This is a genomic window from Massilia putida, assembly GCF_001941825.1.
In the GTDB taxonomy this organism is placed as follows: domain Bacteria; phylum Pseudomonadota; class Gammaproteobacteria; order Burkholderiales; family Burkholderiaceae_D; genus Telluria; species Telluria putida.
The window spans coordinates 6459376-6474535 of the sequence record NZ_CP019038.1; the positions used below are offsets into that span (position 1 = coordinate 6459376).

14 protein-coding genes are annotated in these 15160 nt (G+C 67.4%); 12 read left to right on the forward strand and 2 right to left on the reverse strand.

Annotated features, from left to right (window positions below; genetic code table 11):
* Nucleotides 1-61 precede the first annotated feature (61 nt).
* Nucleotides 62-742: a hypothetical protein gene (locus BVG12_RS31050; RefSeq protein WP_075795770.1), complete on the forward strand. Its 681-nt coding sequence runs from the start codon at nt 62-64 to the stop codon at nt 740-742.
* A gap of 110 nt (nt 743-852) precedes the next feature.
* Nucleotides 853-2307, forward strand: coding sequence for a sensor domain-containing diguanylate cyclase (locus BVG12_RS31055; protein ID WP_156895785.1), 1455 nt, complete (start codon nt 853-855; stop codon nt 2305-2307).
* A gap of 7 nt (nt 2308-2314) precedes the next feature.
* On the opposite strand, the gene BVG12_RS31060 is transcribed toward BVG12_RS31055, so the two are convergent.
* Nucleotides 2315-3241: a LysR family transcriptional regulator gene (locus tag BVG12_RS31060; protein ID WP_075796672.1), complete on the reverse strand. Its 927-nt coding sequence runs from the start codon at nt 3239-3241 to the stop codon at nt 2315-2317.
* A gap of 98 nt (nt 3242-3339) precedes the next feature.
* Here BVG12_RS31060 and BVG12_RS31065 point away from each other — a divergent pair, with 98 nt between their 5' ends.
* The 10 genes from BVG12_RS31065 (at nt 3340) to BVG12_RS31110 (ending at nt 12789) form a co-directional block, all read left to right on the forward strand.
* Nucleotides 3340-4575, forward strand: coding sequence for an acyl-CoA dehydrogenase family protein (locus tag BVG12_RS31065; protein ID WP_075795772.1), 1236 nt, complete (start codon nt 3340-3342; stop codon nt 4573-4575).
* Complete coding sequence (locus BVG12_RS31070; protein ID WP_075795773.1) at nt 4572-5648, forward strand: phosphotransferase family protein; 1077 nt, start codon at nt 4572-4574, stop codon at nt 5646-5648. The genes BVG12_RS31065 and BVG12_RS31070 overlap by 4 nt, the downstream gene beginning before the upstream one ends.
* Complete coding sequence (locus BVG12_RS31075) at nt 5645-6337, forward strand: histidine phosphatase family protein (RefSeq protein ID WP_075795774.1); 693 nt, start codon at nt 5645-5647, stop codon at nt 6335-6337. The genes BVG12_RS31070 and BVG12_RS31075 overlap by 4 nt, the downstream gene beginning before the upstream one ends.
* A gap of 443 nt (nt 6338-6780) precedes the next feature.
* Nucleotides 6781-7965: a beta-ketothiolase BktB gene (gene bktB, locus BVG12_RS31080; protein WP_075795775.1), complete on the forward strand. Its 1185-nt coding sequence runs from the start codon at nt 6781-6783 to the stop codon at nt 7963-7965.
* Between the two features lie 29 nt (nt 7966-7994).
* Complete coding sequence (locus BVG12_RS31085) at nt 7995-8651, forward strand: TetR/AcrR family transcriptional regulator (RefSeq protein ID WP_075795776.1); 657 nt, start codon at nt 7995-7997, stop codon at nt 8649-8651.
* The gene (locus tag BVG12_RS31090) at nt 8651-8947 is read left to right on the forward strand and encodes a recombinase family protein (protein ID WP_075795777.1); all 297 of its coding nucleotides are present in this window, start codon (nt 8651-8653) and stop codon (nt 8945-8947) included. The genes BVG12_RS31085 and BVG12_RS31090 overlap by 1 nt, the downstream gene beginning before the upstream one ends.
* 12 nt (nt 8948-8959) lie before the next feature.
* Nucleotides 8960-10000 carry a hypothetical protein gene (locus tag BVG12_RS31095; RefSeq protein WP_229503763.1) on the forward strand — a complete coding sequence of 347 codons (1041 nt, stop codon included), beginning with the start codon at nt 8960-8962 and terminating at the stop codon, nt 9998-10000.
* 10 nt (nt 10001-10010) lie between these two features.
* Entirely contained in the window at nt 10011-10418 is a 408-nt protein-coding gene (locus tag BVG12_RS31100) for a type 2 periplasmic-binding domain-containing protein (protein ID WP_075795779.1), read from the forward strand.
* 21 nt (nt 10419-10439) lie between these two features.
* A complete protein-coding gene (locus BVG12_RS31105; RefSeq protein ID WP_075795780.1) occupies nt 10440-12026 on the forward strand; it encodes a methyl-accepting chemotaxis protein in 1587 nt (528 codons plus the stop codon).
* A complete protein-coding gene (locus BVG12_RS31110; protein WP_075795781.1) occupies nt 12001-12789 on the forward strand; it encodes an SDR family oxidoreductase in 789 nt (262 codons plus the stop codon). Before BVG12_RS31105 ends, BVG12_RS31110 begins: the two co-directional genes overlap by 26 nt.
* Before the next feature lie 21 nt (nt 12790-12810).
* On the opposite strand, the gene BVG12_RS31115 is transcribed toward BVG12_RS31110, so the two are convergent.
* Nucleotides 12811-15150 carry a hypothetical protein gene (locus tag BVG12_RS31115; protein ID WP_156895787.1) on the reverse strand — a complete coding sequence of 780 codons (2340 nt, stop codon included), beginning with the start codon at nt 15148-15150 and terminating at the stop codon, nt 12811-12813.
* Between the last annotated feature and the right edge of the window lie 10 nt (nt 15151-15160).

The window sequence follows — 15160 nt, forward strand, 5'->3', positions numbered from 1 at the left end:
TCGTACTAAGTTGGGTATCTTGTACTAATATGGACGGCATCCCTTTTCATACGGATCCATCATGGAGATCGAGCAGCAACTGTTTGTCCTGTCCATCGGCGTCCTCGTCGTGACGGCATCGATCTATGGCATGAAGTTTCTCGGGAAAGGCAACTACCTGCTCGGCATCGAGTGGCTCGTAATCGCGTTGTCGGGCGCAAGCATCGTGGTCTTCGCGCTCGGCGACGTGGATGCGGCTTACCACGTCGCCTACTTTTGCGACGCGTTTTCGCGCGGCTGCGGCGGTCCCCTGATCACGATCCTGGGCCTGATGGCGGTGACACACGGCTACCGGCCGTTGCCGTGCTTCGACCTCTATCTGTTCGGCGGCGCGGCCGCAGGGACGGCCGCGCTGGTGGAGGCCGACGCCGCGGCGCCGCTCAGGCCCATGTTCTACCTGTGCATGTGGGGCATTCTGTCGCTGTACCTCGTCTACTTCATCTGGCGCTTGGCTGGCGTGCGCGCGTATCGCCACGCGCTCGGCGTGGGCGTCGTCCTCGTCTCGGCCCAGGCGATCGCAGGCATGTACGACTTCTACACGCTTCCCGGCGACGAGGAGCGGGTACTGTTTTACATCCTCGCGGCACCCGTCTGGTCGTTCCTGTGCATGGAGATGTATTACGCGTATTGCGCGCTGGAGCGGGCCGCGCCGGAGGCGGTCCCGGACGGCGTAGGCATCGACGAGTTGGAACTCTTGTTCTGAAAACAAACCTTCGACGCGAACGCGCAACACCTCCGGGCGGCCAAAGGTATTCCCGTACGGAAACTCGTGTACGATGATGCTCTTCAGCGCATTCCCGAGTGTCCCGCTTGTTGTCAATTCCATCCCTGTTACGCGGCAAATCGCCGGCCCGCACGATCTGCTGGCTGCTGCTCGTCGATTTCGTGTTCTGCATCGGCTTTGCGGTCTGGACCCGGACGCTCGCCTACCAGAGCCGGATCCAAGAGGGCGTCGTGGCGGCGCAGACGATGTCCGACGCCGCCATCCATCATGCCGAGTCCACGCTGGACACGGTCGGCTGGATGCTGGAAGGCGTCGTCGAGCGCGTCGAGGCGGACGGCAGCGAGGAGACATCGCTGGGTCGCCTGATGCTGACGCGCGTGCAGGAAAAGGGTTCGCCGCTCGACAGCCTGACCGTGATCGATCGCAGAGGAAACGCGGTGGCCACGACGCGGGAGCAGGGCGGGGCCGGCCTGGACGACGCCCTACATGCCAGTATCACGTACCACGAGTCGCATGCCGACCGCGGCATCCACGTCGTTCCTCCGGCCGGACGCCAGGTCGTGACGGTGTCGCGCCGCATCGACGACGGCGACGGCCGCTATGCCGGCCTGGTCCTCGCCACGATCCCGGTCCGGTATTTCCAGGATCACTACAAACGCATGGTCCCGGGACGGCACGGTGCCGTCGCGCTGGCGCTGGCCGATGGCACGCCGCTGGCACGCCTGCCGCAGGAGACCGGCCCCGCCGCCCCCGCGGCCCCGATCCGGCTGAAGACGAAAGCGAACGAGATCGAGCTGCTGCACAGCGTCGCGCGTTCGGACAAGTATTCGCTGGCCGTCGATGCGGCGGTCGGCAAGGACGACGTGCTGGCCGACTGGCGCCGCGTCACCTGGCAGGAAAGCGCGGCGCTGGCGGGCGAGATGCTCGGCGTGTATCTCGTCTGCTTCTGGGTGATTGCCCAGATGCGCGTGCGCGAACGCCTGGAGCGCACCCTGCGCACCACCCAGGAAGCGCTCGAAAAACAGAATGCGGCGCTCGCCCGGCTGGCGGATACGGACGGCCTGACGGGCCTGCACAACCGCCGCCATCTCGACGAGCGCATGGCCGCGGAAGTCGCGCGCGCCGCGCGCGAGCGCACGCCGCTGTCGCTGATCATGATGGACGTGGACTTCTTCAAGCGCTACAACGACACCTACGGCCACGCGGCGGGCGACGACTGCCTGCGCATGGTGGCGCGCGTCCTGGCCGCCACCGTCAACCGGCCCGCCGACCTCGCGGCGCGCTTCGGCGGCGAAGAATTCGCCGTGCTGTTGCCGAACACGTCACAGGAAGGCGCGCGCGGCATCGCGGAGGCGATCTGCGAGGGCGTCCGCGCGGCTGGCCTGCCGCACCGCGCGAGCGACTTGGGCTTCGTCACGATCAGCGCCGGCGTCGCCACCATTGTCCCGGCGCCCGGTGACGGCGTCCGCGCCCTCGTCGAGACGGCGGATGCCGCGCTCTACGAAGCCAAGGAATCGGGACGCAACCGCGTCGGCGCACACTAGCGCCGTCTTACGGGTCCAGCATCCCGGCCTGCGCCGACGCCGCGCACACGATCCCGATCGCCCGCTGCCGGAACCACTGGTGGATGCGGTCCGCTTCGCGCACCTCGTGCCAATAGGCGAAGATCGGATAGGGCTTCACCCGCAGCGGCAACGCCTTGACGACGATCGGCAGCAGGGCTGCCATCTTCAGCGCGTAAAAGCGGGGTAGCGTCAGCAGTAGGTCGCCGGCGGCGACGATCTCGCAGGCCGAGAAATGATGTTGCGAGACCAGCTGGATCTTGCGGTAGCGCCCCTGGCCGCCGAGCAGCACGTCGAGCGTGCTCGGTTCGCCCAGCGGCGACACACTCACGTGCCCGGCAGCGAAATAATCGTTGCGACCCAGTTCGTGCGCGAGCGGGTGGTCGCGCCGCATCACGACGACCAGCGTCTCGTCGAACAGGTATTGGCTCACCACACGCGGCCCCACGCGCAGGCGGCGTTCGAACACGAGGTCGAGCTGGCCGCCGGCCAGGCCTCGCTCGACCGCGTCGAGCGGCACGCGCCGGTTCACGAGCCGCAGGCCCGGCGCCTCGGCCGCGAACGCCTCCGCCAGTGCCGGCAGCGCGAGCGATTCGAGCAGGTCGCGCGCGCCGATGGTCATGTCCAGGTCGAGCGTCTCGGGCCGCACCTCGGCATCCAGCCGCAGCGTGCCCTGCAGGCCGCGCAGGTGGCGCTGCACGTCGTCGATCATCGCCAGGGTCCGTTCGGTCGGGAGCACGCGGTTTCCCTGGCGCACGAATAGCGGGTCGCCGAAATGGTCGCGTAGGCGGTTCAGCGCATGGGTGACGGCTGGCTGTGTCAGGTGCAGCGCGCGCGCCGCCGCCGTGATCCCGCCCTGCACATAGATGGCGTCGAGGACGCGGAACAGGTTCAGGTCGAGGCGGAGTGCCTGCATATCGATGCGATTCATAGGTCGCCATTACAATTATTCATTTCACGGATATGGAAGCATAGCGTAGGCTTTTCGGTATCACAACCAACGGACGCTATGCCATGGATTTCTCCCTCTCCCAACGCAGCCACGACTGGCTCCAGCGCCTCGACCGCTTCATGTGCGAGGAGGTCGAACCGGCGGAAGCCGTGTATGCCGCCCAACTGGCCGGCGGTGCCGACTGGACGAAGTGGCGCCAGCCGGCGATCATGGAAACTCTGAAGGCGCGAGCCCGCGCGCTCGGGCTGTGGAATCTGTTCCTGCCGGAGCGCGACCACGGCGGCGCGGGGCTATCCAACGTCGAATACGCCGCGCTGGCCGAGCGCATGGGCCATTCGTTCATCGCGCCCGAAGTCTTCAACTGCAATGCGCCGGATACCGGCAACATGGAAGTGCTGGTCCGCTACGGCTCGCCCGAGCAGCAGGCACGCTGGCTGGAACCGCTGCTCGCCGGCGAGATCCGCTCCGCCTTCTGCATGACGGAACCGGCAGTGGCATCGTCCGACGCGACGAATATGCGGGCCACCGCGACGATCGAGGGCGACGAGATCGTACTGAACGGCCGCAAATGGTGGACGACCGGCATCGGCCATCCGCACGTGCGCTTTGCCATCTTCATGGGCCTGACCGATCCGACGGCCGAGAAGCACCGACGCCATTCGATGGTCATCTGCCCGCTCGACACGCCGGGCGTGACCGTCGGCCGCATGCTGCCCGTGTTCGGCACGTACGACGAACCGTCCGGCCACGGCGAAGTCAGCTTCGACAATGTCCGCCTGCCGGTGTCGAACATCATCCTCGGCCCGGGCCGCGGCTTCGAGATCGCCCAGGGACGCCTCGGCCCCGGCCGCATCCACCACTGCATGCGCGCGCTGGGCGCGGCCGAACGCGCGCTTGCGCTGCTATGCGCGCGCGGCCAGGAGCGCGTCGCGTTCGGCCAGCCGCTCGTCAAACTCGGCGGCAACTCCGACGTCATCGCGGACCTGCGCATGGCGATCGAACAGGCGCGCCTTCTGACGCTGAAGGCCGCGTGGACCATCGACACGCAGGGCGTGAAGGCGGCCATGAGCCTGATCTCGCAGATCAAGGTCGTTGCGCCGGCGGTCCTGCAGCAGGCGGTGGATGCGGCGATCCAGATCCATGGTGCCGCCGGCCTGTCGGACGACACGCCGCTCGCCGCATTGTTCGCCTATGCGCGCTCGCTACGCATCGCGGACGGGCCGGATGCGGTGCATCGGGGCCTCGTCGCCAAGCTCGAACTGCGCGAGCAGGCCACCAAGCGGGAGGCCCGCGCATGAGCGCCATGATCGACGAAGCGCGCGCGCTGCGCGCCGAGGACAGCATCGACGTAGTCCGCCTCGACGCCTACCTGAAGGCCGCCATTCCCGGCCTGACGGGCGCGCCGGACATCCGCCAGTTCCAGGGCGGCGCGTCCAACCTGACCTATTTGATCAGCTATGGCGAGCGCGCGCTGGTGCTGCGCCGTCCGCCGCCCGGCGCGACGGGCGCCGGTGCCCACGACATGATGCGCGAGGCGGCCGTGATGGCGGCGCTTCGGCCCAGCTATCCGTACGTGCCCGCGATCCTCGCGCGCTGCGACGATCCGGCCGTCCTCGGCACGCCGTTCTATGTGATGGAGCGCCTGGTCGGCGTGATCCTGCGCCGCGACCTGCCCGCGGGCCTCGGGCTCGACGCGGCCGGCGTGCGCACCTTGTGTACGAGCTTCCTCGACCGGCTGATCGAGCTGCACGGCGTCGACACGCGCCAGCCGGACATCGCGGCCATCGGCAAGGGCGAAGGTTATGTCGCGCGCCAGGTGACCGGCTGGACGGCGCGCTGGGACCGCGCCGCGACGAACGGCGTCGATCCGTACGCGGACGTCATCGCCTGGCTGCGCATGCGTCAACCCGAGCGCGAATCGCGCCTGTGCGTCATCCACAACGATTACCGGTTCGATAACGTCGTGCTGGACCCGGCCGATCCGCTGCATATCACCGGCGTGCTGGATTGGGAGATGGCGACCATCGGCGACCCGCTGATGGACCTCGGCGGTTCGCTCGCGTACTGGGTCGAGGCGGGCGACGATGAGGCGTTCCGCGCACTGCGCCGCCAGCCGACGCACGCCGAGGGCATGCTGACGCGGCGCGAGGCGATCGATTACTATGGCGCACGTACGGGTCTCGACGTGGCCGACTTCGCGTTCTATGAAGTGTTCGGCCTGTTCCGGCTGATGGTCATCGCGCAGCAGATCTTCCGCCGCTACGTCCTCGGCCAGACGACGAACGAGCAGTTCGCGGACTTCGACACCATTGTACGGTGCCTGGGCGACCGCTGCCGCCGCCTGATCGACGCGGGCGGGAGCGCTTCATGACGGACGTGTACCTCGTCCGCCACGCCCAGGCGAGCCTCGGCGCCGACGACTACGACTGCCTGTCGCCGCTGGGCGAAGCGCAGGCGGTGCTGCTGGGCGCGTGGATGGCACGGGGCGGGCACCGTCCCACGCGCGTCGCGACGGGCCGCCTGCGCCGCCACGCACAGACGGCGCAAGGCTGCCTGCGCGCGGCCGGTTTCGACGATGTGCCGGTCACCGTGCTGCCGGGCCTCGACGAACTCGATGCGGATGAGCTGATCGTCAGGCTGCGTCCCGACCTCGCGTCGCCCGCAGCGGTGCGGGCGGAACTCGCGCGTAGTGCCGCGCCGCAGCGCGCGTTCCAGGCGCTGTTCGTGAATGCCGTCGAACGCTGGACATCGGGCCGGCACGACCTGGAATACCGCACGTCGTGGCCGGTGTTCCGCGCCGCCGTGCGCGACGCCTGGACGACGCTTGCGGCGCAGCAGGGCGGCGAGACCTGGGTATTCACCTCCGGCGGCCCGATCAGCGTGATCGTCGCCGCGCTGCTCGGCCTTCCGCCCGAACGCACGTTCACGCTGTGCTGGCCGCTCGTCAACACGAGCGTGACGCGCATCCGCATCGGCAAGCGCGCGCACCAGCTCATCACCTACAACGGCTGGGCCCACCTCGGCCGCGAGGACGAAGCCCACCTCGTCACCCACCGCTGACTGAACGCGTCGTCCCGCGCAGGCGCGCCGCTGTCCGGAATGATTCCTGGCCTGTGCAATAAGGCGTTCACAGGAAAAAAGCCGTCGTTCCCGCGAAGGCGGGAACCCAGGCTGAAGAGTCGACGTCGGTCCGTTGAAGACCACCAGCATCTTTGACGTTCAGAATTCTGTCATTCAGTATGGATTCCCGCTTTCGCGGGAATGACGTACTTTTTTTCGCAATTCTATTCCGGACGCTAGCGCGCTGGCGGGGACCCAGTTTTTCCAGAGTGTCGATAACGCCTGCAGCATTGGCGGGAACAGCGTTGTATTGCTGCTTAACTCAACGGTACCAGTCACGTGCCGTTGTTTTTTCATCCCAGTGTTTGTGTTGTTGTCCTAACTTGGGTAGGATGACCTAAAACAATGCAGCAGCAATACCAACGAGAAGGAAGAGGACACATATGTTTCGAGAAGTCGTAGTAGTGAGCGCGGTGCGCACGCCCATCGGTACCTTCGGCGGCAGCCTGAAGGATGTTCCGCCCACGGAGCTGGGGGCGCTGGTCGTGCGCGAGTCGCTGGCGCGCGCGCAGGTCGACGGGCGCGACGTCGGCCACGTCGTGTTCGGCCACGTGGTCAACACGGAGCCGAAGGACATGTATCTGGCGCGCGTGGCGGCCATCAACGGCGGCTGCGGCGAAGGCACGCCCGCGGTCAACGTCAACCGCCTGTGCGGCTCCGGCCTGCAGGCGATCGTATCGGCGGCCCAGAGCGTGCTGCTGGGCGACTGCGACATCGCCATCGGCGCCGGCGCCGAGAACATGAGCCGCGCGCCGTTCGCCAGCCTCGATACCCGCTGGGGTTCGCGCATGGGCGACACGAAGCTGGTGGACATGATGATCGGCGCGCTGCACGACCCGTTCCACAAGATCCACATGGGCGTCACGGCCGAGAACATCGCCGCGAAATGGGGCATCACGCGCGAAGACCAGGACCGCCTGGCCGTCGAGAGCCACAACCGCGCGCAGCGGGCCAGCGAGGCCGGCTACTTCAAGGACCAGATCGTGCCGGTGACGCTCAAGACGCGCAAGGGCGACGTCGCCTACGCCACCGACGAGCATTTCCGCTCCGACGCCACGCTGGACGACATGGCGAAGCTGAAGCCGGTGTTCCTGAAGGAGAACGGCACCGTTACCGCCGGCAACGCGTCCGGCATCAATGATGCGGCGGCCGCCGTCGTGCTGATGGATGCGCGGACGGCCGAGGCGCGTGGCCTGAAACCGATCGCGCGCCTGGTGGCGTATGCGCATGCGGGCGTCGATCCGAAGTATATGGGGATCGGGCCGGTGCCCGCATCGATGCTGGCGCTGAAGAAGGCGGGGCTCACCGTGCAGGACCTGGACGTGATCGAGGCGAACGAGGCGTTCGCCGCCCAGGCCTGCGCCGTGACGCGTGACCTGGGGCTCGATCCGGCCAAGGTCAACCCGAACGGTTCCGGCATCTCGCTGGGGCACCCGATCGGCGCCACCGGCGCGCTGATCACGGTGAAGGCGCTGCACGAGCTGCAGCGCATCCAGGGCCGCTACGCGCTGGTGACGATGTGCATCGGCGGGGGCCAGGGCATCGCCACGATTTTCGAGCGCATGTAGCGGCAGTCGTCCTGTCCGGGAGTCGAACCATGTATGAGCCACCCAAGACCTCCACCCGGCGCCGCGGCGGCGGCCGTCACCCGGCCGCCGTGCTGCAGGCCCGCGAGCGCAACCTGCTGGACGTGGCGGAGCAGCTGTTCGTGCGCCACAGCTTCCACCAGGTCAGCATCGCGACCATCGCGACGACGGTGCGCGTCGCGACCAAGACGATTTACCTGAAATTCGGCGGCAAGCGGGGATTGCTGCATGCGGTCGTGGCGCGCGACCTGCACGACTGGAACCGCCAGGTCGCCGCGATCGAGGCATCGAACACCGACGTGCGCGAACGGCTCGAGGCGCTCGCGGGCCTCATGCTGCGGCGCGCGCTGTCGACGCAGCGCGCACTGCTGCACGCGGACGCGGTGTCGGAGCGGAGCCCGGAGCTGGCGGAACTGGTCGCCTCCGTCACGGCGCGCGACCGGCAGCTGCTCGAACGCCTGATCGCGGAACTGCAGGCGCGCGCGGGCGGCGCGACGGCGAGCGGCGCCGTCCTCAGCGACGCGTTCGTCGGCTGTGTGCTGGGCCGGCACATCGGCGCGATCGTCGGCGGCACGGGCCTGCCTACGGACGGGGAAGCGCTGGCGCGGATGGCGGCCGACAGCGTGGCCGGCTTCCTCGAATGGATCCTGCCGGCGGGGAGTCCGTGATGGGCCAGCAGACTTTTCTGCTGCAGCAGATGCTCGAGCTGACGGACGCGCTGCACCGGACCTCCGCCAAACACGCCGCGCAGAAGGCCGGCTATGCCGACGACCCGTGGTCCGACCTGGCCCGCCAGGAGATCCTGCGCGACATCAGCGAGCGCCGCAAGGCGGGCGATTCGTTCGGCTGCATCGCGAACGCGCTGAACCAGCGCGGCGTGCGCGGCGAACACGGCGGCCGCTGGTACGGGGCGACCGTACGGAATTTCATTCTTCGGAATGACGTAACAACAATGACGCAATAACCCACGATGAACATGAAAACGATAATTCCAGTAGCACTGCTCGTCCTCCCGCTGGCGGTATCGACCGCCTGGGCCCAGGACGACGCGACCCAGGCCGTCAAGGTCAGCGGCTTCGGCACCGGCGCCCTGACGTGGACGAACACCAACGATGCGCTGTTCGCCCGGCCCTACCAGGCCGGTGGCGCCGGCACGAAGCCGCGCACCGGCGTCGATTCCAACGTGGGCCTGCAGATCGACGCCCGCATCAACGACTGGCTGTCGCTGACGGGGCAGGGCATCGTGCGCAAGCTGGAGACGGATGCCTACGGCGCGACCGGCACGCTGGCGTTCGCGAAAGCCAGGGTGTCGGACACGCTCGCCGTGCGCGTCGGCCGCGTGCCGCTGGCCGCGTTCCTCGTCTCCGATTACCGCAACGTCGGTTACGCCAACACGATGCTGCGCCCGTCGCAGGAAGTGTATGCGCAGGTACCGAACGACAGCCTCGATGGCGCGGACGTCGACTGGCGCCAGGACGTCGGTTCGTCCAGCGTGACGACGCAGATCGCCTACGGCCGCTCGACCGCCAAGCTGGCCGGCCAGACGGTCACGTTCACGAACGCGCGGGTGCTGAACGTGATTCTCGAGCAGGGGCCGTTCACGGTGCGCCTCGGCCGCGACGACGCCCGCATGGTACTGGAGCAGGGCCGCGTCGAACTGCCGAAACTGAAGGTGTCGTTCACGGCGGCCGGTTTTGCGATGGACTGGAACAATGCCGTCGTCCAATCCGAATACACGATCGCGCGCGGCTTCGGCGCGACGAGCCGCGGCTGGTATGCGATGGGTGGTTACCGCTTCGGCAAGGTGCTCCCATTCTTCAGCCACGGCAAGCTGACGGGCGACGTGGCGCAGCGTACCGACAGCATCGGCGTGCGCTGGGATGCGTTCCGTTCGGCCGACATCAAGTTCCAAGTCGACCGCGTCAAGCCGGAAGGCGCCGGCTTGTTCAACCAGGCCAAGCCCGGCTTCCGCGGCCCGGTCACCGTCGGCGCCGTCGCCGTCGATTTCGTTTTCTGAGGAGGCAGCGATGCACAATATGTCCCTTTCCTTCGTCCTTGCGGCGATCCTCGGCATCGGACTGCCAGCGCGGGCCGAAGTCGTCGTCGTCGTGAACCCGAATGCGCCGGAAGCGGCGATGACGAAAGAGGAAGTCGCCCAGTACTTCCTCGGCAAATCCGGCGCGCTCGTGCCGATCGACCAGCCGGAAAGCGCCCCGATCCGCGCCGAGTTCTACAAGAAGGTCGCCGACAAGGACCCGTCCCAGGTGAAGGCGCTGTGGTCCAAGCTGGTCTTCACGGGCAGGGCGACGATGCCGAAAGAAGTGGGCGGCAGCGCCGACGTCAAGAAGGCCGTCGCGGCGAACCCGAAGGCGATCGGCTACATCGACCGGAGCGCCGTCGACGCCACCGTGAAGGTGATCTACACCGCACCCTGATCCACCGACCCCGAGGCCACCATGAGCATCAAGCGCAAGATCTGGGCACTGCCCGTCGTTTCCATCCTCGTCTTCGGCCTCGGGATCGGGGCCAGCTCGTTCATCGCGACCGGCGCCCTGCATGCCATCGACAGGACGGCACGCCTCGACTACCCGCTGCTGGACCTCACCAAGACGCTGACGCAGGAGGTCGGCGCCGTCGCGGATGGCTTGCGCGATGCCGTCAGCGAGGCCGACAGGGCGCGGCTCGCCCAGATCGCCGAGCAGGTGGCCAAGGTGCGCGGACGGCTGGTCAAGCTCGCCGGCATGGATGGCCAGCGCGCCGCCGGCGACCGCCTGGGGAAGGAGTTCGACGCCTGGTATGGGCCCGCATTGACGTCGGCCCGCATCATGCTCGACATGGAACAGGGTGACGTCCAGGATGAAGTAAAAACGATGCAGGCGGCGCAGCGCATCCTGCAGGCGGACCTGGAGCGGACCGGCGCGGCCGCGCAGCGCCAGTTTCAGGCCGGCATCGAGCGTAGCGCGGCCGGCGTGCACGACGTCTTGTGGACGATGGTCCTGACCGCGCTGCTGGTCGTCGTCGGCCTGGCGGCCGTGTCCTGGTTCGTCGTCGAGGCGATCTGGCGCCAGATGGGCGGCGAACCGGAATACGCCCGCGCGATCGCGCAGGCCGTGGCGCGCGGCGACCTGTCGATGGACATCCGCACGGATCGCGGCGACAGCGTCCTGGCCGCGCTGGCCGACATGCGCACGCGCCTCGCGACGCTGGTCGCCGGCATCAAGGGGTCCGCCGATACCATCGCGTCGGCCAGCGCGGAGATCGCGCGCGGCAATGCGGACCTGGCCGGCCGCACCTTGGCGCAGGCCGATGACCTCGACCTCACGAACCGCTCGATGCGCGAGCTGACCGGCACGGTCGAGCAGAACACGCTGAGCGTGCTCGAAGCGGGCGACCTGGCCGCCAGCGCGACCCGCATCGCGGCGCGCGGCGGGCAGGTGGTCGACAGCGTCGTCGCGACGATGGGCGCCATCAACGCGTCGGCCGGCAGGATCGTCGACATCATCGCCGTCATCGACGGCATCGCCTTCCAGACCAATATCCTCGCGCTGAACGCCGCGGTGGAAGCGGCGCGCGCCGGCGAGCAGGGACGCGGCTTCGCGGTCGTCGCCAGCGAAGTGCGCAACCTGGCGCAGCGCAGCGCGGCCGCCGCGAAGGAGATCAAGGTGCTGATCGGCGATTCGGTCGCCAAGGTCAACGCCGGCAGCGCGCTGGTCGACGAGGCGGGCGCCACGATGCAGCAGATCGTCGCGTCCGTGCGCAAGGTGGAAACCATCATGGGCGAAATCAGCGCCGCCGGGCTGCGCCAGGCCGCAGGCATCGAACAGATCGGCCGCGCGATCGGCAGCATCGACGGGATGACGCAGCAGAATTCCGCGCTCGTCGAGGAAGCGTCGGCGGCGGCTGAATCGCTGTCGGACCAGACGGCGCAGCTGATCGAGGCGCTCGACGTGTTCCGGCTGGAGGCGCGCGCGCCGTCGCCATTCCGCATCCCCACACACATCAACCAAGGAGTATTGAGTGCGCACTACACAACAACTGTTTGATCTCACGGGCCGGACGGCCCTCGTCACGGGCGGCTCGCGTGGGCTGGGCCTGCAGATCGCCGAAGCGCTGGGCGAGATGGGCGCGCGCGTCGTGCTGGCCGCGCGCAAGCAGGGCGACCTCGATGCGGCGGTCGCCCACCTGGGTACGCGCGGCATCGCCGCCAGCGCCGTCGCCGCCGACATGGCATCGGAAAGCGGCGTGGCCTTGCTGGCGGAGGCCGCGCTGGAGCGGCTCGGTCACATCGACATCCTCGTCAACAATGCGGGCGCCACCTGGGCGGCGCCGGCGGAAGACTACCCGCTCGAGGCGTGGGACAAGTTGATGAACCTGAACGTGCGCAGCATCTTCCTGCTGTCGCAGGCCGTGGGCAGGCGCTCGATGATCCCGCGCGGGCAGGGCCGCATCATCAATGTGGCCTCGATCGCGGGCTTCGCGGGCAACGCGCCCGATTCGCCCATGAAGACGCTGGCCTACAACACGTCGAAGGCGGCGCTGATGAATTTCACGCGCACGCTGGCGGGCGAGTGGGGCCGCTACGGCATCACGGTCAATGCGATCGCACCGGGGTTCTTTCCGTCGAAGATGACCAAGGGGCTGTTGGCAGACGCCGGCGAGGACAACATGATCAAATCGGTGCCGCTGCAGCGGCTGGGCGACGAGGAGGACCTGAAGGGCGTCGCCGCGTTGCTGGCGTCGGACGCGGCGAAGCACATCACCGGGCAGGTGATCGCGGTGGACGGGGGGGATTCCGCGGTGCGCTGACCGGCGCGGTTACGCGCGGGCTCAGGGGGGCAGCGGGGTTGGCCGCACCGAGGCGAGAGCGATCCTGATCGCATCCCAGACGGCAGCGGCAACGTCCGGCGCGCGTTCGTCGAAGTAATGGGTGTGGGCGAGCGCGCCCGTGCAGAACTCGTATGGGTCTTGGCCTGTACCGCATTGCCACGGTTGTGCCGGCACCATGCGGTTCCACAGGTTCCGTCCCACGTAGTCGCCGCTGCCGTAACCGTTCGTCCAGCTGCACAGTCTCGCTTGTCGCTTGGCTTGATCGTGCGACAGGTCCAAGACCCAGCCATAGAGCGCGGGAAAGCGCGCGGCATACAGCTGGCGCAGCGGTGAGCCGAAGGTAAGCAGGTCGATCGGGCCCAGTTGCTTGAGCAGAGGCGCGCCCCGTGCTTTCAGGTAGCGCAGCAGGTCCACCGTGATGACCGTTCCCTGGCTGTGTCCGACGACGACGATCCGCTCGTAACCCTCTTGCTGCAGGTGGCGCAGCAGCGACACATAGCGTGCCATGATCCGCAGCCGTGGCGTCTGCCCGACTGGCCGCTCGCGCAGCCAGTTGTCGACATCGATTGCGGTGTCGATCGCCACCCGCATGCGCGCGAACGTACGCCCAACCTTGCTCAGCGATATTGTCCCAAACAGGCGCGTCACGGAAACGAACGCCAGGGCGCTGACGCCGATGGTGGCGCCGACGTCGGGTAACGTCGGGTTGGTGTCCGCGGCCACGTACTGCCACAAGGTGCCGGCGGGCAGCAGGATGAAGAACGCGACCACCGTGAGCCATTTCCCCGTCGGCAGCAGCCGGAAGCCCTGGTTCAGCCAGCGCCACAGCGCAAGAGAACGGGCATCGTTGCGGGGTTTCTCAGGCGGGAACAGCTCCGCAACGACGGACGGGACGATGGCAATGAGGACACCCACCAGCGCGGCCACCATCAATAACAGGAACACGATGGCGGTCCGGCCCGCGCTGAGGTCGATGAATTTGCCGATGAGTTGCTCTACCGTCGGCGAACCGAAGACCAACAGATCGACGGTCCGGTTCATCAATGTAAATTTGCACGGGTCGAGCACGTGCTTGATGCCGAGCCACAGCGTCAGCACGACGATCAGCAGCAACGACGCCGGCACCGTGGCGGCGACGAGGCTGGTATTGACGGCGCGCCGCACCGCCTCGTCCGCTGGATCGGCATGCTTCGCACGCGTCCCTGCCACCAGCAGCCAGAGATTGGTGAGGGCGAGCGTCCCCCACCAGAAGACTAACCAGAGAAAATTTCCCTCGACCACGAGCGCGAGGAGGGCCAGCCAATTGATCGGCTCGGACCACCGCTTGATGACGCCGACAACGCACCAGAGCAGGCACGACGCCACCATGATGCACCACCAGATATTGGCACCGGGCCGGCTCGCTTTATAACGTAGAGCAACGAACGTCCCTGCGCCGAGCGCGATCGCCAGCGCGGGCAAGAAGGCGACGTCGGCCGGCCGCATGGACCACGATTCATGCTTCATCATGTAAACCGCCGGAATCGACAGCATCGCCACCCAGACCAATGGCAATCCCATGCGTTCCACCGGCGACCATAGTTGCTCGTTGCGCATCATCCACCGCCACACGACGCCTACGAGGGTCGCCGCCAGGATCGCGACGGCGATCGCCGTGCCTATGGTGCCGACGGTGCCGTCGGGCACGAGCAGCCCGAGGAATGCCGCGCCAAGACACAGCAGGAGCAGATTGCCGAGCGCGATCGGAACGGCGAGTACCCAATAGCCCCAGGCGGCTGCGGCATAGGCGTGCGACAGCCGGGACGTGGCGGGATGCCGACCAGGCGCCGCCAGCAGCGTACTCAGGGCGGTGCGGCCGAGGCAGGCCATGTGCAGGAACAACTGCAACATCTCCCGGAGCACCCGGAGGCCACCCTTGGTGCCGCCGTGCGACAGGTCGGACCAGAACATTTCATACAGGTCGATACCGCCATGGCCATGGACATCGCAACGAAGCCGGGTCGTGCTGTAACTTGCTTTGTATCCTTCTCCACCAGCCAGGGTGATGCCTGTGAAGGCGATGTCGGTCGGAATGTCGTCCCGCTGGGGTAAGTCAGAAATCGCTCGTGCGCTGACGCTTTTCGGCACCCGCTCGCTGCGGGTTTGGGTAGTACCTCCGCAATCAGGAGAAATCTGCAGCGGCGCGGCATCCACCGCGATGTGCAGCGGCGCGCATTCGAATGCCTTGAACTCCTCGGGATAAAAGTACTGCAATTGCGCGGCGACCGATGCGGACGTCGCATCGGGCTTGTGCTCGCCCACGCCGTGAATGGCGATGACCGCTACCTTCGGCTTGTCCACCTTGCCTCCA

Excerpts from the sequence above, each read along its gene's own strand:
- BVG12_RS31050 (WP_075795770.1), top strand. The coding sequence starts at position 62 with ATGGAGATCGAGCAGCAACTGTTTGTCCTGTCCATCGGCGTCCTCGTC.
- BVG12_RS31060 (WP_075796672.1), bottom strand. The coding sequence starts at position 3,241 with ATGCAGGCACTCCGCCTCGACCTGAACCTGTTCCGCGTCCTCGACGCC.
- BVG12_RS31065 (WP_075795772.1), top strand. The coding sequence starts at position 3,340 with ATGGATTTCTCCCTCTCCCAACGCAGCCACGACTGGCTCCAGCGCCTC.
- BVG12_RS31070 (WP_075795773.1), top strand. The coding sequence starts at position 4,572 with ATGAGCGCCATGATCGACGAAGCGCGCGCGCTGCGCGCCGAGGACAGC.
- BVG12_RS31075 (WP_075795774.1), top strand. The coding sequence starts at position 5,645 with ATGACGGACGTGTACCTCGTCCGCCACGCCCAGGCGAGCCTCGGCGCC.
- bktB (WP_075795775.1), top strand. The coding sequence starts at position 6,781 with ATGTTTCGAGAAGTCGTAGTAGTGAGCGCGGTGCGCACGCCCATCGGT.
- BVG12_RS31085 (WP_075795776.1), top strand. The coding sequence starts at position 7,995 with ATGTATGAGCCACCCAAGACCTCCACCCGGCGCCGCGGCGGCGGCCGT.
- BVG12_RS31090 (WP_075795777.1), top strand. The coding sequence starts at position 8,651 with ATGGGCCAGCAGACTTTTCTGCTGCAGCAGATGCTCGAGCTGACGGAC.
- BVG12_RS31095 (WP_229503763.1), top strand. The coding sequence starts at position 8,960 with ATGAAAACGATAATTCCAGTAGCACTGCTCGTCCTCCCGCTGGCGGTA.
- BVG12_RS31100 (WP_075795779.1), top strand. The coding sequence starts at position 10,011 with ATGCACAATATGTCCCTTTCCTTCGTCCTTGCGGCGATCCTCGGCATC.
- BVG12_RS31105 (WP_075795780.1), top strand. The coding sequence starts at position 10,440 with ATGAGCATCAAGCGCAAGATCTGGGCACTGCCCGTCGTTTCCATCCTC.